This window comes from Hahella sp. HN01 (assembly GCF_018986435.1).
Lineage (GTDB): Bacteria > Pseudomonadota > Gammaproteobacteria > Pseudomonadales > Oleiphilaceae > Hahella.
Genome location: NZ_JAHMIN010000006.1, coordinates 148,163 through 170,859, shown reverse-complemented (window position 1 = coordinate 170,859; position 22,697 = coordinate 148,163). Strand labels below are relative to the sequence as shown.

The following is a 22,697-nucleotide window of genomic DNA, read 5'->3' as shown; positions in this document are numbered from 1 at the left end:
GCCAATTTAGGAGGTATTGAGGTATGCTTGAAATAGATTGTTTGACTAGTACCTATAAGAGATCTTTATATGAGGCCGTCGGATTTGGGGTTATTGGTATCTCTGTCTGTGCTTCTGGAAGAAGCGAATGTCACGCGAGCGGCTCAGCGGCTGTTTATGACGCAACCCGCACTGTCAGCCCAACTCGCGCGGCTGCGGAAGTTATTCGATGACCCGCTGCTCATCCCCGCGAGCAGTGGCCGGGGCATGGTGCTGACCGCCAGGGCTCTGGCATTAAAAGAGCCGCTGAATCGAGAGATACGGGCATTGACTGAACTCGTCGAGCGCGCCCCAGCTTTCGATCCGCAAACCGCTCAACGCACTTTTACTCTTGTCGCGAACGACAACCTTGCGGTCATGCTCTGCATTGATCTTATCGCCCAGGTCAGTCGCGAGGCGGGGCCGGGGATAAAAGTTGCTATACGTCAGATGGGCCCAGAGCTGATACAAGACAGCCATGAGGGGCGCCAAATTGACCTCATGCTGGCCACGCCAGCCTCTGCACCGGGATCATTAGTGCGCCAAACCCTACTCACAGACCAGTTTTGCGTCGCGCAGCGAAAAGGTCACCCGAGGGGGCTGGGAGCCATCGATGTGGACGACTATTGCCGCTGGGGCCACCTCATGGTGTCCGGCATGGGCGGCGGGTTCCAGAGTAAAATAGATGACATATTGAATGGGCTGGGCGCGCAAAGGCGCGTCGCTATTTCCGTCCAACACTACAGTCTGGCGCCCCTGATTCTCGCGCAAACAGACTATATTGCAACCCTGCCCCGCCGTTTTCTGGCTCGATTTGCAGAAGACCTGGATATGTTCGAAGCGCCGTTTAAACAGTCCTGCTTCGAGGTTGTCATGGCCTGGCATCCCCGGGACGACGCCGACCCTGGAAGTTTATGGCTCCGTCAGATGCTGATCGCTATCGCCTCGAAATAGACTATCGCCTCGAAAAAGATTGCGCAGAAATTCATTCCTCGCAGATTTCGTAATACCTTGCGACGTTGAGGGTCACTCCGCCCCAATGGGAGTTTTTCACTCTGGCTTGATGCGCATTGAAGGCGGCCCGATCCACGAACTCTTCATAGACGTCGAACCGGTTGGGGTCGCTGTCGTGCTTCGTTACTTGGAAAATCAGACAGCCTTCCTCTTCAAGGGTCAGTTGTGTATGGCTGGGCAACGCCTGCTCTACGGCGTTTAAATCGTCATGGGGGACAATGATATATCCCTTGAGAATCACCTTGGACATTTGCTCTCCGCGCCAGGTTGAATCAGGCGTCTTCACCATACAAAAGTTAAGGATGGTTTCCCATCCTTAACGGACTATACAAATGCCCCAGTGTGCAAGTACGCATTAGCTTGCCTCTGCCGGCGCCTGACACACCCGGCCCACCATCTCAGTGAGGAATGGGGATCTTATAGCAGGTATAAACGATGCAGATGAGGTAGTAGTGATGTTGGCTGACGCCAATTTCGTCAATAGTCGCGGCGGCGCTGACTGCATTCGTCGCAGTCGTGGACTGGGCGTTGGCCGGCGTCACAACACTGAATACAGCGATTAAGGACATTAGAGCGATGAGTTTCTTCAACATGACACAGACTCCTTCTGAGTGTGTTGAGAGGATGAACGCCGCAAGCTGGTCGATGAACCTCCGGGGCGCAACCCCTGCCCCATTATCGTCAGGCTGGCGGCCTGCGCCTGCTTAACGCGCCTCCAAACGGGCTGACATCCGCGCTTAATGAGCAGGCGTATGTTGACCCTAGCAGTGGTCGCCGGCGCCGCAAAGGCACTAATACGCTGGCGCAGAGTGGGATTGTTCCTTGCCGAGTTAGTTTGAAAACACTGCGACGAGGGCCTTCATGCCGCCGTTGACGCGATCTCGCTTGCCGCCTTTGTGTTATTCACCTTTCTCGCCAGCAAACCCAGCTCGTGAGCGGTAGTGATGTAATAGGCGCATACGGTGAAGACAGGAACCAGCAACAGGCCAATCCCGGTAAAAGCCAGTACGGAATCCGCCAGAAAGATGCCCAGTGACAGCAGCACCCAGTAAATATAGAACTTCAGAAAGTAGTGCACATGCCGGACGAACAGCAGAAAATTCGCCGGCGCATTGAGCAAGGTTTTCCAGTCTCCGCTCAGGGCGTAACGGATCATGCCGGATTGAAATACCGGAAAGGAAATCACGCCCCAGACGAAGTAGACCAACAAGGTCAACAACCAGTCCGACGGCTGCGATTTGGCCCAGGCGCTGAATCCGTCGGTGAGAATGTCGTAAATATCCGCCGCGAAACCTAAAGGTCCGCCGATCCCTAAAATTGAACACAGCACGCCGGGAATGAACATGTGTCCCATCATGACCACCCATAACAAAGCGCCGGTTTTCAGCATGGGAATGGGACGAAAGGGAGGAAGTTCATGGGAGCCCTGCGCGATGCGTTTCACCATCTCGAAGCGCCAGCCTTTCAGAAGAATGACGCTGATCAGGCCCAGCACGGGAATGGCGGCGATCAACGGTAATGGCCAGAGTTTGCTGACCCAGTCCCGGTCCTCAAATGGATAAATCAGGCTTTGTTTTATTCCTTCTATGAACGGCATCGTCGCCCCTTCTCTACTCATCAATGATTACGGACATGATCGGAATCCCGGTTCCGACGGCGTGAAATGACCATTGATCAGGGAAGGCGACAACGGAGAACTGTCGCGCGCCCCCTACGATGGCCAACGGGAAGCGACAGGAATGTAACATATTGTAAATGCGAGACTAAAGTAAAAAAGACGGCGAGCCGGCGCCCGTCCGTCTTCGTTAAGTTTTAAGCGGTTCTGCTCTTGTACGCCTCGTATATTTCGTTAGCTTTGTTGAGGCGTTCCTGATCCGCCGACGATCCTACCGCCGCCCGTTCAAAATCCTGTCTGAACACCACCATGGCGTCGGAAACGGAATCCGTCTTCTTCAATTTGTCGATCACCGCGCTTTCCGAGGTGGAAGACAGCTCGTGCTTCAGGAAGCCGTAGTTGGCGGCGGCGCTGCCAGGGTCCATGCCGTTATTCTCCGCGAAGGAGATGAGTCTGTACTTGCTGGACTCGCCCCACTGCGCCCAGCCATACCCCGTGCTGTCCTGCACCCGGTCATTCGTGGGCGAACCAAATGCGCGAGGATCGGAGGCGCCCTGGCCAAACTGGGAGTATTGGTTGATGTGCGGATTCATGCCGTCGCTTTCCATATACAGGTTGCCGACTACCCCCGCCGCCTGCTCTGGAGTGAGGCCGAAATCCTTGATCAGGTTATCCATGACCTGCATCGCCACATCCTTGCCTTCCGACTCGGACAGACGCCCTTTCGGCATGGCTTTGCTCAGGGCGGAGTCGAAGCTGACCGGCGTATCTTTCAGATCAACGTCAGCGATTTTATTGGACTTATGCACGCCCAGGTTCAATGCAGGCGGATCGCTGACGCCACAGACGCTGTCAATGCCGCCGGTTTTATCATGCTTGGACGGGTTAGAATCCTGGGAGCCGTCCATTTTCAGGATCGACCGCAGTTGCTGCATGATCATATCCAGCAGCTCCTGCATCGCTCCCAGATTGCCGCCGTTGCTTTTCAGCTGGTCATACTGACGGTTGAATTCATCGCGGTAGATTTCCGCCAGCGCGGCCACCTGCGAATCGGGACTTCGTTGGCTCACGTCATCCAAGTAGGAATTAAACTCTTTTATATCCATCGCCTTTCCTCTTTGACTGATTTTGATTAGCGGTTGCAAAAAGCGGGATGGGCGGCGATGGCGGGGCCCACCACAGAAGGACTTAATCGTTCTGCAGCCAGCCGCGAATGGCGTCCTCGGACAACAGGCCGCTGCGGCCTTTGCGCTCGCCGTTGGCGGAAACGAAATAGCTGCGCGGCAATTCCCCATACCAGGAAGGATCAATCGCCTGTCGCAGACGCGCTGGCACTGGATCAGCGAAGCGCCAGTTATCGGCGGATTCGATCTTATAACGGGCCAGGGTTTCCATAACCTGAGTTTCAGGCATGTCCTGATCCGTGGACACCAGGGTCACCGCCAGATCCGGGTTGTCCTTTAACAGTCCGCCCAAGGTCTCCAGTTCTTTGTGACAAGGCGGGCAGTCAATGGACCACAACACCATCAGGTAAGGTTCGCCGTCCCACTGTTGCTGCACCGCTTTGACGCTATCCGCCGTGAACGGCTTGACCTCGGCGCTGGCGACGGCGGCGAACAGCAGCACCGCCAGGGTCAGCAACATTCGTCCCATCACAACGACTCCTTGTGTTCATGGTGACTCTCCGCGTTCTTGATCGAGGCGTTGGCCGCGACTTCCGCGTTGGATTCCGGCAACGCCGTCAAACGATAGCCCTCCTGCGCCGTCTGCCAAGACAGATAAATCTTGTCGCCATCGTTAACCAGCAACGGATGATCCGACGCGCCTTCGGTATTGACCACTTCCGTGGCGGCGCTCCAGGAATCGCCGCCGTCCTCGGATATCTGCATGAAGGTGCGGGTGCGGTCGTCGGCGAAGGCCTTCCAGGTGAGAACGACGTGATCGCCCAGCGCTTCGATCATGGGACGCTCCGCCCCAGGACCGCCAAAGGCCATGGGCTTGCTGAAGCCGTCTTTAGAGGAATGGGCGTAGAACAGACCCTGACGGTTCTCTCCCGCGGTGAACCAGGCCAGATGTTGTCGGTCGCCGCTCGTCGCCAGCGCCGGACCGTGGTGGGGACAGCCATCCAGCTTCCACTGATCATCGCTCACCCGTTGCGGCGCGGAGTGCGAGGTCAGATCGCTGAAGGTGATCACCGCATGGTCGCGCACGCCGCCGTCGAACACCTGTCGATACAGAATCACCGGCAGCCCCTGCTCGTCCAGCTCCATGGCGATGCGGCAGCATTCGCAGGAGTTGTCCGATAGTTTGCGGCTGGTCTGGAAAGACGCGCCGTTATCCGTGGAGACGCCGTAATAGAGCGCAGCGCCAGCGTATTCCTTGTTGGCGGCCTTGGCCGCTTCCAGATCCCGCTTATCCACCCACACCACAAAGATCTCGCCGCGATCATTCACCCGGAAGGTAGGAAAGCGATGGGCGATGACGTCTTTGTCGTCGTTCACATTGATCGGCGCACTGAAGGTGCGGCCGCCGTCCAGGGAGCGGCTGAAACGGATATGCCCGGTGTAGGGTTTATCCAGCTTGCGGGTCCACAGCAGATAGATTTCGTTACGCGGCCCCAGCGCCACTTGCGGCCGATCTTCGCCCTGGTCGTCCACTGGCTCCGGGATCGGGTTCACCGCCTGAGGCGCGCTGAACGTGGCGCCGTTATCGTCGGAATGCTGGATGTAGATATGTCCGCGGGAATACCAGGTGATCCATAGTCGCCCATCGTGGCCGAACGCCGGCGTGGGCGACTTGGCGCAGTTTAATGACGGCAGCGCGGTGGGATCGGCGCAAGGGCCTGCGGGCGCCGCCGCGCCATGATGGCCGCCGCTCTTGTCATTGTGCGCGCCATGCTTGTCGCCGTGCGCGTATACGCCGCCGCTTGCAAGGCCCGCCGCGGCCGCCATCACAGCGACGCGCAACAGGCGCAGATTCAATATTTCCATTTGACCTCCGCATAGTAGGTTCGACCCGGATACGGGTGATACACGTAATAACGTTCGTCGGTGAGGTTATCCACTCCGCCGGCGACTGAGAAATGCTCATCCAGTGCGTATGCCGCACGAGCGTCGAACACCAGGAAGCTGTCGGTATAGCCGAAGCCGCTACGGTCGCCGTCGCTGTTGTCCAGGCTATCGTAGGGATCGCTGGCGTAACGAACGCCGCCGCCCAGGCGCAACTGCTCCGTCGCCTGATAGCCCGCCAGCGCGTTGGCGCGCCATTTGGGAACGCGGGGAAACTGTTTACCCTCAGACTCCGGAGCGCCGCTGTTCTTGAGGATTTCCGCATCGGTGAAGGACAGGTTGAAGTCCAGATCCAGCCCGGGCGTCAGCACGTTCTGAAAGCCGGTCACCAGCTCCACGCCGCGAGAGCGCACACGATCGACATTCTGATAATTGGTGACGCCGGTGAGCACATTGGTCTGCCGGTAGATGGCGTCATCCACGTCGTTTTCCCACAGGCTGACGGTCACCGAGGCGCTGTCGAAACTGCGTTTGACCGTCAGGTTCTTGGCGAAGCTTTTTTCTTTCTTCAAATCAGGATCAAAGCTGGCGTTGAAGGCGCCGGTATTGTCGATGGAGCCCTGATACAGCTCGCCCACGGTGGGATAGCGATAAGCCAGCGCCAGAGACAAAGTGGCGCTCCAGTCCGCATTGGGGCGATAGCTGAAACTGGCTTTGGGGGACAGATCGGATTCGCTTCTTTCCGGATAGGCCGCGCTCACCCGATCAGGGCCGAAATCCCGCGCCAGCTTGCCGTCATAGGCGCGCCACCACTCCTGCCGGGCGCCCAGCGTCATTCCCCAGGCCGGGGCCAGCGTCCATTCGTTTTCCACGAACAGCGCATGGGTGCGGGTGGTTCCTTCCGTGTCGCCGCTCAAGCTGGCGATGTCGTCGCTGCGCCAGTGAGTGGTGTTGTAGTTGGCCTGATCCAGCCGATAGCGATCAAAGTGATAGCCAAACAAAACGCGGTCGCCCAACCAGCCGCCGTCGTGACGATGGCCGAATTTGACGTCGGCGGTCTCCCAGCCCGTCCCTTGGTCTTCCGTCAGGGTTCCCGCGCCGTTGGCTTGCGCGTCTTCGTAGTTGGTTCCAGAACGGCGTTGCTTTTGCTCCAGCACGTCATACAGGGACACGGCGGACTTGATTTCCCATCCGTCTCCCAGCGCGCCTTCCAGTTCAGCGCCGTAGATCAGGTCTTTCGCTTCGGATTCGCCCAGGCGCTGACTGCTGACTTTGTAACTGGCGCCGTCGATATCCACGTCGCCGTTATACACGGGCTGGCCTGCGGCGTCGCGCAGATAGGTTTCCGGATTGAGGCTGTCTTCGTTGCGGTCGAGATACGCCAGCGTCAGTCTGGCTTGCAGGCGCTCGTTGATGTCGTAGCCCAGCTTGATTTTGCTGACGCTTTCGCCGATGTCGCTGCGCCCGGCGGAGTTATACAGATAGCCCCCGGCCGGATAGTCATGGGCGCCCTCGACAGGATTGCCCACCGGGGCGCCGCCGGCGCCAGAGGCGATGCCGAAGCTTTGTGGATGTCCTTCGTTCTGCAGCCAGTCCGTCGCCAGGAAGTAACTCCAGGGTCCCTGGCGGTCGCCAAATGAAGCGTGGGTTTTGTAGCCAAAGTAGGTTTCATCTGTGCCGTAAGCGCTGAAATCCTGCAGGAACGCGCCCGCGCTCACCTGCGCCTCACGCTGTTCCGGCATGCGGCCGTGCATGATCACCGCGCCGCCCATGGCGTTGCCGCTGTATTCCGCGGAGTAAGGTCCATACAGCACTTCGATCCACTCGATTTCCTCCGGCTGCATCAAGCTCCATCGCGGCGCGAAGTTGAAGCTGGAGCCCAGGAAGTTGCTCAGCATGACGCCATCCCCCATCACCACGGCGCGCGCGGTCTGGGTGGTGTGCGTCTCACGGAAGGATAAGGTGGCGTTACGGTCGCCGATATAGCGTTTGCGCACGATCAGGTTAGGCTCGTATTTAAGCGCATCGGATACCTCTGGACTGTTGATGTTCTCCAGTTTCTCCGCCATGACTTCCGTTTGTAAAGCCGTCGGCTCGGTCACCAACGCGGGCCGTTCTCCCACTACTTCCACCGCTTGTAACACCGTGGCCTCTTCCGCCGCGGCCCCCAATGGCAGCGCAAGGCTTGCTACAGCTCCAATCGCGCGGTTCAGGCGCATAATGTCCCCTTACTATGAATGTTAGAAAAAGGGCATAGTAATGAAGCCTTTACGGGAGATGGATGCGGCAAAATGTCGCAGGGATTTTTGAGCTAGGCCGGTTAGGTGAACAGAAATAGCCCAGGCTGAATTTGCAGCGGCGCCGGTTTTTTTTCTGTTTTCCAAACGGAGCCGCCGATCTCAACCCACGGTCTTTGTATAGAAAAAGGTGTTCCCGGACAGATTCATGCAGATTTATCGAGCGCCTGGGAGATCGTAACTATACTGTCACTATTGCCTGGGAGGGAAAGTAATGCGTTATGGTCTGTGGCTCTGGTTTGCGCTGTTTTCGCAGGGGGTGCTCGCGCAGACCTTAATCATCGGCATGGAGGACGCCAACAACAAGCCCTTTGAGTATGTGACGGATTCCGGTGAGCTGACTGGCTTTCATACTGAGGTCGTCAAGCAGGTGACGGCCAGTCTGGGATGGAAGGTCGAGTTCGTGCGTCTGCCCTGGACCAGCGTCATCAAGATGCTGGAAAGCGGTGAAGTGAACGCCGTGACCTACATGGCGAAGTCCATTGAGCGCGAGAAGTTCGCCCTTTATCTGCCCGACAATCTTCTGCACATTTCACAGAGCACTATCTACATCAAAAAGTCCCGCGCCAATGAAATTCTCTACGACCCGCCGCTGGAGCATTTCGTCACCCGCTGGCGCGTCGCCGTCCCTACCGGCTATCACATCAATGACGAGGCGGTGGCGTTAATCCGCAACAATTATCCGCTGCAACAACGCACCGTCACCATGGCGCAACTCTTCCTCATGCTGGTCAACGACCGCTACGACGCCATACTGGGCGGCTCTAACGCCATGCTGCGTAGTAAAACCGCTATCGAAAACCTGGAAGACGTCGTACAACCGCTGCAAGGCGCCCTATTCCCCTCCGAACCCATGTACATTGGCTTCAGCCGCCAAAGCGACACGAAACTCGCCTATGAATTCGCCATCGCCTACAAACAATTCCGCCAGCAACCGGCATACCGGGAGATCGCCGAGCGCTTTAATGTGATTGAGTGGCTGCCCGGCGAGCGGGATTTTGATTAGGGGGCGCGCAGGTCGTTTTTGGCGCTTTTTTCGTAGGTTTGGGGGCGCAGCTGCTGCATGTTTTTTCGTCGGCGTCGAATGTGTGGGGGAGATGAATCAGGCCTTTTTTGTACGTCTTAATAAAGTCAATAAAGTCGCCTGCTTTTTGACCTTCCGTTAGGTTGCCATAGACTGATGAGCCCTTGGGAACAGAAGGCCGAAGGTGGTCTGGAATCACCAGCGGTTTGCGGCCGAAGTAATAAAACGTCTTCGCAATCAACACATTCTCACCAGAGATATCTTCCTTCTGACACCCCATATGAGGCTTGTCCTGCTTTATATCCCAGTGGCTAGGATTCTTGACCTGCCGATAGTGTGTGTAATCTTCTTGGTCGCCTGACGGCAGTAATTCGTAAATATTATCTCCGGCTCGCTCTATCGCGCTCTTCGCCGAAATATCTGGAATCTTATTCTGAAAGCGAGAGTCTTTATAATAGTCCCCAATGGGTAGCTTCTCCGACACTTCCATCAAATAGACAAGTCGCTCGCAACCTACTGCATCGCGATTTAAAGCAACGGATGAGAATCCAGCAATCCACGTTCCCTTCTCAACGTTATCGTTCATTCGGATATAGGGTTTGCAAGTCGCCAAGGTTAAGCACTCGCCAAATGGATTGGGCGCAAAGCCTGAATCGTGGGTCATTTTGTAGCTATACAAACGCATAAAACCTCCCTCAGCCAGTATTACCACCGTGTTTAAAAACTAGGCTAGAAAGAGGAATTGGCAAGGGCTGCAAGCCCGGAAAGTTGTTATGTTTGGTTGGCTTTTGCTACAGGAAGAAACTGAGTGCGTATTGGCGTATTTTGGGGTGATGAGAAGGAACCCAGGTGGTTATCAGAGAAGGGTTAGTCTCCGCCTCCTCCATCGCCACCACCGCCGCCATCAGACCCCATATCGAACATGCCACTATCATGACGCGCGCTGATGGCGAAGTCATATGCAGTGCCTGCTGAGTTGTCTACGCCGCCGTTGTAAGCTTGAGACGAACTGCTTAAGAAGCTTTTGAACGGCCATGGAATCAGCCGATGCGGTATGGCTTCAGGCGAGTACTGGTTTACCAGATAAAGCGCCATTAAGGAGCCGAAAAGTGGCGCCACGAGTATGATAAAAAACTGTAGCGCTTTTTGGCTCGTTTCCAGCGTGTCATCGTTCTTCACCGCCAGAATGGCCATTAGGGCCAGCCAAAGCCACGCGGCCACCGTTAAGCCAATCAGCGTCATCAATACGATCGCCATCATTCCTCCTCCAGTCCGTATTCGCCTGATTTCTGGTTCGTTTTCGAATAACGAGATAAATCAGTGAAGTAGCAACAGATTAATCACCATATAGGGATTTCTCTCTGAATGCTAGCCGGCGGTGGTGGCGCTTCGTGCCGGTCACTGGTCTATATTCTCTATGTTTGGTCATACAACTCCTGTACTAGTTTTTCCGATGGAGCATGACCGAAACTGATGGGATATATTGTGATCTAGCCCGTTTCTCGGAAAGAAATTAATGGCTTCCAACAAACACGATCAAACCATGAATATGCCTGAATTACTGGTGTTCGTGAGGCTGTTATTCATAGGTTTTGTGGGAGCTGAAGTTGGGTGGTCCGCATACTACCTCGGACACAGCTTCGCTAGGATCTTGTCAGACGTCCCCCTCTGTATCAGAGCCACGGGGATAGTAGTCATATCACTAGCCATATTTCGCCTCTGTCTAACCTACGCCATCAAACGAGGAGCACATCTTGCTACATCACGGATTTGCTCAAGTCTTCGCGTCGACTTGCTGATCATAATTATTGTAGGCATCTGGACAAACTATTTGATCTCTCCCTTGCTATCCAAAGTCCACGAAACACTAAAACATGTAGATCCTTATTCAGGCCCAACGGTATTGCTTTTTCTCTGCACGATACTCTTGACACCTCTAGTTCAGCGGCGACAACAAGGACCCAATACTGCCCCTCCACAACTTCGCTTCCTTGCCGACGAGGAAGTCGATAACAACAAGGAAGATCTGCTAGCCAGCGACGAACAGGTCAAATCATTCGCGGATACTGTCCTTGAAAGCAAAGCCCATTCAGGACTTACCTTTGGGGTCGATGGACCATGGGGAGTCGGCAAAACTAGCTTTATCAACCTTGCTCAACATTATTGGGAAAAAGCAAAAGATAAAGTCATTGTTTGCCGATTTGAGCCTCTTCGTTATGCCTCAGAGCCTGATCTTGCCGATCGTTTGATTCGCGACTTGTCCTCAGCAATTCAACAAAAAGTATTCGTTCCTGAGTTTCGCCCTGCTGTGTCGCGATACTCTCGGTTGATAAAGGGGAAAGCCGACATTTCATTCCTTGGCTTCAAGCTCACTTTAGAACCATCGCAAGAGACCGCTGATGAGCTGCTTGATGATATTAATGACGTCCTGAAGCGCATTAATCGTCGTGTAATAATCGTCATTGATGACCTTGATCGCTTAGACACTAAAACCATAAACAACGTACTGTTTGCGATACGCCGGACATTTAATCTTTCTCAGGCGACCTATGTTCTCTGCTACGACACAGAAATCCTTGCAGGAAGCCAAGAGGAAAGTTCGAGGGCGAGAGAGTTTCTAGAGAAATTTATAACTGTGAAGTTAAGCCTATTTGTTGATAGCTTACAAATTCGGAATTTTTTACAAACGGATTGGAAAATTCAAGCTAACCAATCAACCACAATTCCGCCTGATACAATGCAGAAGCTAGGCTCAGTGCTTAATGAACTAGCAGATATTCTGGGCAAAGATAAAGACAACGCCACTCAGTATTTACCGCTTGTTGGCGACTTACGCAAAGTGAAGCGTTTTGTCAATGCTATGCTGCTCATGCAGCTTGAGAAAAGCGATCTAGGCCGGACAGACTTTAATAAGCGTGATCTTATTAATCTAATACTCATACATCTAAACTACCCTGGGCTGTTCAGACGTATTTATGCCGAAGAGACACAGGGACGCAGTGGCATCTTCTCAGTCAATCGCAATACGAAGGAAAGCAGTTATGAGAATACAGGTGAATTCTGTGCATTAATACAAGAACAAAATACTGCAACCTTTCTCTTAAAACAGCTTTTTCACACAGACACCCTGAACTTAAATTGGAGTATTCCAGATGAAAAGGATTTAGCCTCACGCGCCTGCTTCAATCAAACTTCTTTCAGGACCTTAGAGAAGTACCTTAATCTAATTGTACATTTCGCCACTCCTGAGCCAAGGGAGACTTTTATACTTTACCAAGATGCAGTGGATCAGGTTCTAAAAGGAGCATCTATTGAATCAGTTCTATCGTCCCATTACTTCCGGTTGGAACAAGGAGATCATGCCCACGATCAGTTTTGGAGGATACTTGCCAATCAGGCTCATAGCTTCACTCGTGTAATCACTGACAATGCCATAGATACGCTTGTCGAGTATCTGCCTCGCTACTCATCAATTGATATTAACGATAGAGGACTGAGACAGAGATCCATCTACACATTACTTCAACTTTTGGATAGTGCCGGCTGGGGAGAAACCCAGATTCATCGCTACCGCCACAAGAATACTGATACTAATGTTATGGAGATAGCATGGCGGGTTTTCGGCGAACATTCCTACAAGCGTAAAGGTCTACTCCAACGCTTAGTAGCCAGTGCTCGCGGCGTCCTTGGATGGCGTGACCTCATGACATTCAGGCTCTCTTGCTCAATAGACCGCCAATCGCAGCTGCACAATTTATACGCAGCATTGATTCGTCATAATAATAGTAATGCCCCTATAGAAGGGGATGTCAAAAAGCTCGAATTGGCGGAAATGAGAGAGATATCCCAGAGGATATTTTCTCTATTCAAGCGAGCATACATAACGCCACGAAAGAACTTCTATAAGGAAATTAGTGAAACCTCTGATGAAGTATTTCTAGGAGACGCCCCCCCTCCAATTAGCAGCCCGTCACCACGGAATGGTCAATCCAAGCAGGATTCTATTTCGTTGGAGAAATACATTTCGGCGTCGCGTTCCAACGTAGCCATATTCGTGATATATCAACTGAGTAGTGCGTTACCTCCTAGCGGCTCCGGTGTATGCTGTGGATTTTACGACGAGTCTGGAACTACCGATAAAGGCGGAATTGCAAAGCTAATGAATAAGTACATATTTAGATTTTGTTTCGAGCCTCCAGACGAAAATAATATCTTTTACTTCTTAGATTACTGTCTAGAGCATTTGGGTAACGCTTTCTCGGCTGGAGAGGTCAATGATGGTTACTACCCAACAAAGTCTGGACTTCCCGGAGGACTCGATCCAAAAGAAATGGGACTTTACTGGGAGCGAAATGGACAACTTATTAAAGATAAGAATCTACAAAAGGAGGACCGAAGCGTAGTAACATAAAATTACATTGCAACATACCGGGAAGACTTGGATGGGGTATTCAAAGTACTGGATGAATTGGCCAATGATGCAGTATCTGGTGATAATGAAGCCGAATAGCAGTCAACTTGAAAAAACGGCTGCAGGACTTGTAGCGATTCACACATGAGAGAAGCCAATGACCCAAGATAAAATCACAAGCATTCTCACACAAGGACTAAATTTTCTTGAGGATGAAGGGTTTAAGCTAGCAAGAGCAGACATAACAGAGAGCAAAGCTTCTGGCATTTTATATACAGTAACCTATCATTTTGAAAATGCTAGACGCGGCATTATTGTCTCTTATTTCACCAAGCCAGATATTGCAATAACGTCGATAGAAAATTTAGACAATGAGTTCAACTTTTCTGATTCTGGTGCGATGAGAGTACCATTCCCTAAATATGAAATAATGGAAGGTGAAGTAGAAGAAAAGTTAACCAAGTATCTAGACACCCTTAAAATTGAGCTTCTAGATAAGTATTTGGATATATTACGTGGCGGGAGTTTTGAAAATGACGCTTTTGATTGGTCGCGGTATAAATAGCCAAATTTTTGACATTACCAGGTCCGGGATCGCTTTAACTTGCTAAAATTATTCAGATACGCAAAAGGAGCTATTTTTCCCTTCACATCCGTAACGAAAGCGATATGCGTCAGAATTTTACGTCAATTGTAAATCAAATTAAAAATGAGATTCTCGATCAACTTCAACCACCCTCTTCATTATTAAAATATTTCAAATAGTTATCTAGAGAAATTATCTCATAGCCCTTATCCTTAACTTTATTAAAATAAATAAAATTCTGAGAAGGCAAGCACTTCATTATATCAAAATAGTCACTTTCAACTTTAACTGAATCCCACAGGGAAAAACACAAAACTATTATATCTCGAAACCCTTCATATTTAAGTATTTCTCGCGCAACAGGAAAACACCATCCCCCACCTGATTTGATTAAAACCAAGTCAGTTTTACATGCATACAACATAGAAGGATATCTAATCTCCACCTCCAAGTAATCATCGCCATGAGTATCCAGCCAATTGACCGTAACTCTGTCTACTACAGCATCATCAATTAGCACACCTTCAAGCCCTACGAGAGAGTCAAGAATGGGTTTTACAATATTATCAATATCATACGCACCAGGATTTTTCATTCTTTTTATATGCTGACAATAGTAATCGATCGCAATCCAGCAACTAGAGGTAACGATGTATCTACATTTCGATGTAATTTTATGCACCTCTGATTGAAAAGTTTTCTTTACGTCATTTTTACTCTGCGCAGAAACGGGTGAAGAGTCAATAAATATTTCAATTAAACCATGATCGAAATTATCCTTTTCAAAAAAGCTTTTCGCCATAACCTTTCATCCATTTAAATTTATTTCCATATAAAGACATCACTGAATCCTTAATTATTTAAAAAACACATCAGACAGAATGGAATTACTTAGCGTCGCTTAAAGATAGCACACCCCCCAATACCTGCTTCATGCAGCAACTGCCACACTCAAGCGCTCCTCGCTCGTACGTTCTGGAAAACCCTTCGACAGGCTCAGGGCGAACGGGTGGAGAAGAAATCCCTATTTCTAGGAAACGTCGTTAAGCCACTCTACTTTTTCGCTCTCAGTTGACTCTAACGCTCCTAACTCTCTGGCTAATTCGAGTTGTAGCCATGTGTGCGGGACAACAAGACTTCCTTCCAATGAGTTTCGCGCGTAATAACTTCATTTTTATTGGCGTGCACATCCGCCACTTCAAGAATTGAAAAACGGAAGGCTTCAGCACTTTTGGCGCCAAAGTTGTTCAAGAGCGCTCGGAGTTCTACGTTGTTGTCATGCCCCGAAGACGAGTACTGCGACCAGCGGCTCCATATACCGCCTTCTCCGTATGCACTACCAACATAGAGTTTTCCCGACATCGTATCTGATATTACATAAACTCCTGAGACTGAGGAGAGCGCGCCTTTCCAAGATGGGATGTTCTGACGAATAACACAATCTAATTCACGCTTAGACAAATTCACTGATTTAAAACCTGGAAACTCCGATAAGGTGAGTCGCTCTGATTTGAGTTCCGATACCAAGAGGTCTTCACTCCACCGTTCAGCCAACAAATATGTCGCCCGAAAATTTCGGCTAAATTTAATAACCAAGCGGCCGGAGAGCTCAGCACAGTCTCGCACTTGCCCTAAGTCATAATAGAAACAGTTTTCTTCGTTCTTGAACTCAACCCCTGTTTGTTCGTATAGACCGCTAAAAAGCCAGTTGTCCGTGCCATGAATGTTAATAAGAGAGACTACAAACCGGCGCTCAAAATTACGTTTCGTTTGCCATCGCTGCCACTCTTCAAAATCTCCTGCAAGAAAGACATCAAGGGGATGCTCCTTTCCATTCCACACGGCCATGTGTAACTTGCAATCGGTTGGTGACAATGTGGAGCTAAGCAGTTGTAATAAATCAAATAGTTTGAACATGCTTCCACCCCTCGTCAGCGCTCAATCGCCATAAACTTCGATAACATGTCTAGTTATGAGCAAAAGATAGCACACCCTCCAATGTCTGCTTCATGCAGTGACAGTGCGGCTCAAGCGCTTCTCGCTCATACGCTCTGGGAGGCCCTTCGACAAACGGTGGACATGGTAGAGAGGGTGTTGGTGTTGGTGTTGGTGTTGGTGTTGGTGTTGGTGTTGGTGTTGGTGTTGGTGTTGGTGTTGGTGTTGGTGCGGGATTATGTGATGTTGTCTGCGCCAGTGAAGAACACTGGCTTTGATGATCGTAAATCACTTTTCCCCCGCAAAGCCATCCCAGTTTTCAGGGGTTATTATTTTCATTCCGGTAAATCCACTGGACGCCAGTGCGGCGGCTAGAGGGTCTTCCAGGACTATCACTCGCTCGTAATAGTAGAGTCTGTAAATGGGCCCGTAGGTCTCTGAGTTCAGCACAAGGGTGTCGACGTCGTTGATGAACACGACTTCTCCGTCTTCCATTTCGATCTCAAGTTCGCTTTTTTCGAAGTCGATGCAGTTGGCCATTCCTATGATATTGCAGGCGAAGTAATCGTGGTTGGGTTCTGCTCCGGCTTTTTTCAGTACTGTGGCGGGGTAGTAATCGATATTGTCCACGCCCAGGTTGTCCAAAAAGTCTTTCAATGTTTTTGACACAATCGGGCATCCGGCGTCGGAGACAGCGAAGTCCGTGAGTTTTCCCTTGTGTCGCCTTTCACAGATGAATTCCAGGCGAGAAAGATCATGATTATTGGGATTGAGGGGTTTGCCAGTTTCCCAAATCATCCCATAACAGGTGCAATTATCCGTGCCGGTGATGGCTGGAGAGCGTTCAAGGTCAGGGAATAGTAGTTTTTTAGTCATACGTCTTTGCTAGTCTTTCCGATAGTCATTCTGTGAGCTCAGGTTTTCCTTTCTCATACAGTTCTCATACAGTCGAACGGCAGGCGCTCCACTACCCTTCCCCCTCCAATAATCTTAGTAGCCTCCTCATGCACTCATCCAGTTGTTGGCGTTCTTGTGGGGTCAGGGGTTGCAGGATGTTGTGTTCGTTTTGTACGTGGGCGTCGACGGCGCGGTCGATGAGTTCGAGGCCTTTGGGGGTGAGTTGGACGAGTTTGCTGCGGGCGTCGTCTTTGTTGGCGGTGCGTTCGATGAGGCCGCTGGCTTCCAGGCGTTGCAGGCGGTGGGTCATGGTGCCGGAGGTGATCATGAGGGTTGAGAACAGGGTTGTGGGGGCCAGGCAGTAGGGTTTGCCGGAGCGTCTCAGGGTGGCGAGGACGTCGAATTCCCAGCCGGTCATGTCGAATTGACTGAAGGTGGCGTCCAGTCTGCGTTGCATGAGGGCGGCGCAGCGTTTCAGGCGTCCGATGGCGGCCATGGGGGTGACGTCCAGGTCGGGGCGTTCTGCGTTCCATTGTTCCAGAATCTTATCTACAGCGTCGGGCGGGCGTTTTTCAGTCATCAGAGGCTCCATTTATTTTATCTTGATATCAAGATTTATCTGTGCAAAACTGATTTTATCTTGAATTGAAGATAAATGCATTGCTTAGCCGTAAATCAAGGAACCTGATATGTACGAGACTGTAAAAGACCTTATCGAAAACCGCGTATCCACTGGCCGTTACGACGCCGAGAAATCCCTGTCTGAAGAGCAGATCACCGAGTTGGTGAGACTGGCCACCCGCGCGCCCTCCGCTTACAACTTTCAGAACTGGAAGTTCATCGCGGTGCGTTCGCCCGAAGCGAAGGCCCGTTTGCAGGCGGTGTCTTATGGGCAGAAGCAGGTGGTGGACGCCGCGGTGACCTTTATCATCTGTGGAACACTGGCGGCGCATGAAGGTCTGGCCAGTGCGTTGCAGCCTTCCGTCGCTGCGGGTTTTCTACCGCAGGCGTTCAGTGACGGCTGGGTTGCGCAGGCCAGTTCTTCTCATGAGAACAACCCCTCGCTGCAACGGGACGAAGCTTTCCGTTCCGCTTCTCTCGCCGCCATGACGCTGATGTTCGCGGCGCAAGGTATGGGGCTGTCCACTGGCGCCATGAGTGGTTTCGACTCACAGGCCCTGGCGCAGGAGTTTGGGTTGTCGGAGCGGGAGGTGCCGGTGATGTTGGTGACGGCGGGTTACCCGACTGAGGGCAATTGGCCGCAGAAGGTGCGTCGCCCAGTGGAAGAGGTGATGGCGTTGGTGTGATCTTGGCCTCGCAGGGACGCGTGGCTTTCCATTTCTCTTTTCCGCTCCTCATTTTTTAATTCTTCCATTACAGTCTTCTTACATTCATCCATTTTTCAGTTACACCTTTTTCGATTACATTTTTTTCCGTTATACCTTTTGTGGTTTCACCTTTTCCGACTGAACCTTTTTCGATTTCATCTATTTCGATTACTCGGTATCACATTACTCTGTGTTCTATTACTCCGTGTTCCATTGCCTCATTTCGGTTACTCCCTTTCCATTCGCTCTTTCCGTCCATCCGGTCCATTTATCCTGTCTTTTCATACTTTCCCGTTGCTCCTGCTGCCGTTCCTTCTTGTCCATTTAGTCCCTTAAATTTGTAATAGCTTGGACCCCGCCTATATTTATTAAACGAACGTTTTGGCGTTCATGTAAGGGAATTTATGTGAGCAAGAAGCCTAAACTAAAGACCGTGAGGAACGGTTTTACGCCAGAGTCAGACAGTCGGGTGCGCGCGATTGTCGAAGCGGTGGTGGATGGCATCATCACCATTGATAGCAAGGGCGTTATTGAAACCTTCAATCCCGCGGCGGAGCGCATCTTCGGCTATGACGAAGAAGAGGTCATCGGCTGCAACGTGCATATGCTGATGCCCTCCCCCTTTCGCGAACATCACGACGACTATCTCAACAATTATCTGCAAACCGGCAAGGCGCAAATCATCGGCATTGGCCGTGAAGTGATGGGCCAGCGCAAGGACGGCAGCCTGTTTCCTCTCGATCTGGCGGTGACGGAAATGCAGGTGGAAGGCCGTCGCATGTTCACCGGCGTAGTCCGCGATATCAGCGAACGCAAAGCCTCCGAACTGGCGCTGCAGGACCGGGAAGCCCGCGTCCGCGCCATTGTCGATACGGTCGTCGACGGCATTATCACCATTGACGGCAAAGGCTTGATCGACACCTTCAATCCAGCGGCGGAACGCATTTTTGGCTACGCCTCCAGCGACGTGATCGGGTCCAATGTCAGCGTCCTGATGCCGGAGCCTTATCATAGCGAACACGATGGCTATCTCGCCAAGTTCATGCACACCGGCGTGGCCAAGGTCATCGGCATTGGCCGGGAAGTCACCGGTCGCCGTAAAAATGGATCGACGTTTCCCATGGAACTGGCGGTGAGTGAAATGACCGTCGACGGCCGCCGCATGTTCACCGGGGTGGTGCGCGACATCACGGAACGCAAACGCATGGAACGGCAAAAAGATGAGTTCATCGCCACGGTCAGTCATGAACTACGCACGCCGCTGACTGCTATTGGCGGCGCTTTGGGGCTTGTGCTGGGCAAGCACGGCGGCGAACTGCCGGAAGTCGTGCATAAAATGCTAAAAGTCGCCTACCGTAATTGCGACCGCCTCACCCTGCTCATCAACGATATTCTGGAAATTGAAAAACTGGAGTCCGGCGCGCTCAAGTTTGAGCTGGAGGACCAGGATCTGACAACGCTGATTCAGCGCAGCCTGGAGGACCACAAGGAGTTCGCCGGCAAGTATCAGGTTCACCTGCACTTCGCTAATCCCTTGCCCAAATCCTGCGTTCACGTGGATGAACGACGCATCCATCAGGTCATGTCCAACCTGATCTCCAACGCAGTCAAATACTCGCCGCGAGGTGGACAGGTCGACGTAGCCATCTCCTGCCTTAAGAGCAAACTGCGCGTTCACGTCAAAGATCAGGGCAAAGGCATTCCTGAAGAGTTTCAATCCCGCGTCTTCGAACGATTCTCGCAGGCGGACAGTTCCGACACCCGCGCGCAAGGCGGCACCGGGCTCGGGCTTAGCATCGCCAAAGCCATCGTGGAGCAGCACGGCGGCGAAATCGGTTTTACTTCCAAGGCTAACAAGGGTACGGAATTCTTTTTCGACCTTCCCGTTCGACTGACGCCAAAGCCGCTCAAAACGTCGCCACACCCCTGCGCGTTGGTTTGCGAAATGGATAAAGACCTGGCGGATCTGTTAGCGAAAGCGGTACAAGCAGAGGGGCTTTGCTGCGATGTCGCATCCGACGCAGCGAGCGCAGTACGCCTTCTCTCGGAAAATCCATACTGCCTGCTGGTTGTGGACAGCACGATGACCGATGATGGCGGCTTCACCTTTTTAAGATCCCTGCGCCATGTTGACCCAGCCTCTCAACTGCCGCTGGTGGCGATTGCAGAGGACAACTACCACTCGGAAGCGGACTCCAGACTGGAAATCGACGGCGTCGCTCCCCTTGCCTGGCTGAGCCGCACTCACCCCAAACTAAATGAGTTCAGGGCTATCCTTCATCGGGTGTTATTGAAGCAGACACGCCCTAGCATCCTGCATGTGGAAGATGACCCCGATCTGGTGCAAATCGCCCGCTCCGTTCTGGAAGAGATCGCCGATATACATCAGGCCGGCGCATTGGAGCAGGCGCGACGTATGCTGCAGGAAAAGAGTTATGATCTGGTGCTACTGGATCTGGAGTTGCCGGACGGCTCCGGCGCCGAACTGGTGGACGAGATCAATACCGATGATACGCCCGTGGTGATTTTTTCCTCTTMCCCCGCCCCGCCGCAACTATCGAATAAAGTACAGGCCACTCTGATCAAAACTGTGGCGGATAACGCTAAGTTGCGAATGACCGTTCGCAATCTTCTGAGCACGCTGGATCAAGCCGGCGATTCCGCCGCCGAAGCCAATACGCATCCAGGCTCCAACGTCAACGGCCTTAACGGTTGAGCCAGTAGCGCTGCAGCAGGTGACGCCAGTCAGGATGGTCACTGAGCGTCGGCCACTGAGCTTCCATAAAGTCCCTCACGCCCCTGAGCCCTTTTGTCACCAGCATCTTACGCTGGTATTCCTGGTGCGGTTGTTTGGAGATATAGAGCTGCGCGCCGACCTGTTCATTCGCCATCAGGTAAAACAATTCCTCCCGGGGAATCATGGTGACCTCGATACGACGCAGCAGGAGCTTGCCGAAGTTGCTGGAGAATGAGGAGGCGTTCTCCCGCTGGATGCGCCCTTCCTCCACCAGCTCATCTATGCCGACATAGCGGTGCCCCAGCACGCCGCCGAAGCTTTTGCCGACCAGGGACTCCGGGCCGTGGTATTCCACCGGGTGAAGTTTCAGAGACACAATTTCATTGCGCCCCGTTACCACGCCGTGGGTCCAATCGTAATGTTCCTCCTGTTTATCGCCGAACCAGGAAGGATTCACCCAGGCCACCACCGCCTGATCGCCTCGCTCCAGATAGCTGTCTATGCGTTTTCTGGGCAGACTCTGAGGCTCAAAACGCCATTTGCCACTACTGAGTTTGCTGAGTTCAGCACACATAATGCTGGTCAGATCATAGCCGTCGCTGTGTAGGCCGTATGGCGGCGAGGTGTAATAGGTCCACACCGGCACGACGATTTCCGCGCGGCTGCTCAGGCTTGCCGTCAAGCCTATCCACAGTGTCAGTCCGAACAGTCTCCACATAGTCGGTCAATCCTTGGAGTCAGTCTCTCGTTCCGCGTCACAGCGTTCCCAGCGAGTTCTAAGGCATCAGGGTTTTAAACCGTATTTTTCCAGCAGCGCCCGCCATTCCGTGTCCTCATTCAACGCCGGCAGTTGCGCGTTGATGAAATCCCGCACCGCCTCCAGCTTCTGCGTCGCCAGGATCTTGCGCTCATATTGCTGATGAGGTTTGGAGGAGATGAAAAGTTTGTCGCCCAGATGGCCTTGCGAGACCAGGTAAAACAGCTCGCCGCGAGGTATCAGTATGGCGTCGAGGCGGTTGCTCAATAGTTTGTCGAGATTCTTGGAAAACGAGGTGGTGTCCTCCCGCTTGATGCGGCCGGACTGTGCGAGATCGTCGATTCCCACATAATGATGCCCCGCCACGCCGCCAAAGCGTTTGCCCTCCAGGGATTCAGGGCCGGTATACTCCACCGGATTTTCCCGCAGGGACACTATCTCATTGGCGCCCCAGACGACGCGATCACTCCAGGCGTATTTGGTTTCTTCCTTATCCTGAAACCACAAGGGATTCGCCCACAACACCAGCCCTTGCTCAGCGCCGCTTTCCAGATAGTGATTAATGCGTTTGCGGGGAAGGTACTGAGGTTTGAAAACCCAATCTCCGCCGCTTTTTTCCGTCAGCACCCGGCACAGGGTGGACGTGAGGTCGTCGCCTTTAGGGTCAATCGCAAACGGCGGCGAGTCATAGTAGGTCCACACCTGCACCGTGGTTGCGGCTTGAGCCAGCGCGCCGAACACAATGCAAAACAACCCAAAGACAGCGGAAGTCAAAGAACGTGGCATGCCATCCCCCATGTCTGTTAAACCTAGTCAACGAATGGTGAAGCTTGAGCAATAAGTATAGATCAGGGAAAAGAAGTGAAACGGCGGCAATCAGGCTCTATCTGCTTCTACCCGTCTCATCTAAGCGGCAGGCAAGGATGCGGAAACAAAAAAACCGCATGGGCGAATGTAGAGCCGCATGCGGGGATGAAGCGAGGTGAAGCTGGCCTGTTCTCATCCCTGAGCGCAGGCCGCAAAATTCATTGGCGGTTGGCTCCGCAAGCTTAATCACGGAGCCGATTACA

Annotated in this window: 22 protein-coding genes; 7 read left to right on the top strand and 15 right to left on the bottom strand. The window is 52.4% G+C overall.

The features are described from left to right. Positions 1-69: 69 nt before the first annotated feature. Complete coding sequence (locus KP814_RS08140; protein ID WP_253938245.1) at positions 70-972, top strand: LysR family transcriptional regulator; 903 nt, start codon at positions 70-72, stop codon at positions 970-972. A 31-nt stretch (positions 973-1,003) separates the two neighbouring features. Here KP814_RS08140 and KP814_RS08135 read toward each other — a convergent pair whose 3' ends face one another. The 7 genes from KP814_RS08135 to KP814_RS08105 all read right to left on the bottom strand — a co-directional run bounded on the left by KP814_RS08135 (position 1,004) and on the right by KP814_RS08105 (position 7,874). Continuing rightward, positions 1,004-1,282: a putative quinol monooxygenase gene (locus tag KP814_RS08135; protein WP_216736301.1), complete on the bottom strand. Its 279-nt coding sequence runs from the start codon at positions 1,280-1,282 to the stop codon at positions 1,004-1,006. A 148-nt stretch (positions 1,283-1,430) separates the two neighbouring features. Further along, positions 1,431-1,625, bottom strand: coding sequence for a hypothetical protein (locus KP814_RS08130; RefSeq protein ID WP_216736300.1), 195 nt, complete (start codon positions 1,623-1,625; stop codon positions 1,431-1,433). A 266-nt stretch (positions 1,626-1,891) separates the two neighbouring features. Then, positions 1,892-2,629, bottom strand: a complete 738-nt coding sequence (locus KP814_RS08125) for a DUF4013 domain-containing protein (RefSeq protein ID WP_216736299.1) — start codon at positions 2,627-2,629, stop codon at positions 1,892-1,894. A 215-nt stretch (positions 2,630-2,844) separates the two neighbouring features. After that, complete coding sequence (locus KP814_RS08120) at positions 2,845-3,753, bottom strand: phage tail tip lysozyme (protein ID WP_216736298.1); 909 nt, start codon at positions 3,751-3,753, stop codon at positions 2,845-2,847. 82 nt (positions 3,754-3,835) lie between these two features. After that, positions 3,836-4,300, bottom strand: a complete 465-nt coding sequence (locus KP814_RS08115; RefSeq protein WP_216736297.1) for a hypothetical protein — start codon at positions 4,298-4,300, stop codon at positions 3,836-3,838. Then, the gene (locus tag KP814_RS08110; RefSeq protein WP_216736296.1) at positions 4,300-5,637 is read right to left on the bottom strand and encodes a sialidase family protein; all 1,338 of its coding nucleotides are present in this window, start codon (positions 5,635-5,637) and stop codon (positions 4,300-4,302) included. Before KP814_RS08110 ends, KP814_RS08115 begins: the two co-directional genes overlap by 1 nt. Further along, complete coding sequence (locus KP814_RS08105) at positions 5,625-7,874, bottom strand: TonB-dependent receptor (RefSeq protein WP_216736295.1); 2,250 nt, start codon at positions 7,872-7,874, stop codon at positions 5,625-5,627. Before KP814_RS08105 ends, KP814_RS08110 begins: the two co-directional genes overlap by 13 nt. A 292-nt stretch (positions 7,875-8,166) precedes the next feature. Here KP814_RS08105 and KP814_RS08100 point away from each other — a divergent pair, with 292 nt between their 5' ends. After that, positions 8,167-8,958, top strand: coding sequence for an ABC transporter substrate-binding protein (locus tag KP814_RS08100; RefSeq protein WP_216736294.1), 792 nt, complete (start codon positions 8,167-8,169; stop codon positions 8,956-8,958). Here the strand turns inward: KP814_RS08100 and KP814_RS08095 are convergent. Beyond that, positions 8,915-9,661 (bottom strand): hypothetical protein, encoded by a 747-nt coding sequence (locus KP814_RS08095; RefSeq protein WP_216736293.1) that lies wholly within the window; start codon positions 9,659-9,661, stop codon positions 8,915-8,917. The genes KP814_RS08100 and KP814_RS08095 overlap by 44 nt on opposite strands. Before the next feature lie 182 nt (positions 9,662-9,843). Next, positions 9,844-10,233 carry a hypothetical protein gene (locus tag KP814_RS08090; protein WP_216736292.1) on the bottom strand — a complete coding sequence of 130 codons (390 nt, stop codon included), beginning with the start codon at positions 10,231-10,233 and terminating at the stop codon, positions 9,844-9,846. A 574-nt stretch (positions 10,234-10,807) separates the two neighbouring features. On the opposite strand from KP814_RS08090, the gene KP814_RS08085 reads away from it, so the two are divergent. Both KP814_RS08085 and KP814_RS08080 read left to right on the top strand, forming a co-directional pair. After that, the gene (locus KP814_RS08085; RefSeq protein ID WP_216736291.1) at positions 10,808-13,387 is read left to right on the top strand and encodes a KAP family NTPase; all 2,580 of its coding nucleotides are present in this window, start codon (positions 10,808-10,810) and stop codon (positions 13,385-13,387) included. A gap of 157 nt (positions 13,388-13,544) precedes the next feature. After that, positions 13,545-13,952: a hypothetical protein gene (locus tag KP814_RS08080; RefSeq protein ID WP_216736290.1), complete on the top strand. Its 408-nt coding sequence runs from the start codon at positions 13,545-13,547 to the stop codon at positions 13,950-13,952. 163 nt (positions 13,953-14,115) lie between these two features. Here the strand turns inward: KP814_RS08080 and KP814_RS08075 are convergent, their stop codons facing one another. Beyond that, positions 14,116-14,775: a RusA family crossover junction endodeoxyribonuclease gene (locus tag KP814_RS08075; RefSeq protein ID WP_216736289.1), complete on the bottom strand. Its 660-nt coding sequence runs from the start codon at positions 14,773-14,775 to the stop codon at positions 14,116-14,118. A 296-nt stretch (positions 14,776-15,071) separates the two neighbouring features. Beyond that, on the bottom strand, positions 15,072-15,890 hold the full coding sequence (locus KP814_RS08070) for a GIY-YIG nuclease family protein (RefSeq protein ID WP_216736288.1): 819 nt from the start codon (positions 15,888-15,890) through the stop codon (positions 15,072-15,074). A gap of 81 nt (positions 15,891-15,971) precedes the next feature. On the opposite strand from KP814_RS08070, the gene KP814_RS08065 reads away from it, so the two are divergent. Then, the gene (locus KP814_RS08065) at positions 15,972-16,283 is read left to right on the top strand and encodes a hypothetical protein (RefSeq protein ID WP_216736287.1); all 312 of its coding nucleotides are present in this window, start codon (positions 15,972-15,974) and stop codon (positions 16,281-16,283) included. Here KP814_RS08065 and KP814_RS08060 read toward each other — a convergent pair. Beyond that, complete coding sequence (locus KP814_RS08060) at positions 16,197-16,784, bottom strand: imm11 family protein (RefSeq protein ID WP_216736286.1); 588 nt, start codon at positions 16,782-16,784, stop codon at positions 16,197-16,199. The two genes, KP814_RS08065 and KP814_RS08060, sit on opposite strands and share 87 nt — an antisense overlap. 91 nt (positions 16,785-16,875) lie before the next feature. Beyond that, on the bottom strand, positions 16,876-17,385 hold the full coding sequence (locus KP814_RS08055) for a MarR family winged helix-turn-helix transcriptional regulator (protein ID WP_216736285.1): 510 nt from the start codon (positions 17,383-17,385) through the stop codon (positions 16,876-16,878). A gap of 109 nt (positions 17,386-17,494) precedes the next feature. Here KP814_RS08055 and KP814_RS08050 point away from each other — a divergent pair, with 109 nt between their 5' ends. Both KP814_RS08050 and KP814_RS08045 read left to right on the top strand, forming a co-directional pair. Beyond that, the gene (locus KP814_RS08050) at positions 17,495-18,112 is read left to right on the top strand and encodes a nitroreductase family protein (RefSeq protein WP_216736284.1); all 618 of its coding nucleotides are present in this window, start codon (positions 17,495-17,497) and stop codon (positions 18,110-18,112) included. Between the two features lie 427 nt (positions 18,113-18,539). Further along, on the top strand, positions 18,540-20,849 hold the full coding sequence (locus tag KP814_RS08045) for a PAS domain S-box protein (protein WP_216736283.1): 2,310 nt from the start codon (positions 18,540-18,542) through the stop codon (positions 20,847-20,849). On the opposite strand, the gene KP814_RS08040 is transcribed toward KP814_RS08045, so the two are convergent. Both KP814_RS08040 and KP814_RS08035 read right to left on the bottom strand, forming a co-directional pair. Then, the gene (locus KP814_RS08040; protein ID WP_216736282.1) at positions 20,839-21,588 is read right to left on the bottom strand and encodes an amino acid ABC transporter substrate-binding protein; all 750 of its coding nucleotides are present in this window, start codon (positions 21,586-21,588) and stop codon (positions 20,839-20,841) included. The genes KP814_RS08045 and KP814_RS08040 overlap by 11 nt on opposite strands. A gap of 66 nt (positions 21,589-21,654) precedes the next feature. Next, positions 21,655-22,413 (bottom strand): ABC transporter substrate-binding protein, encoded by a 759-nt coding sequence (locus tag KP814_RS08035; protein ID WP_216736281.1) that lies wholly within the window; start codon positions 22,411-22,413, stop codon positions 21,655-21,657. Positions 22,414-22,697: the final 284 nt, after the last annotated feature.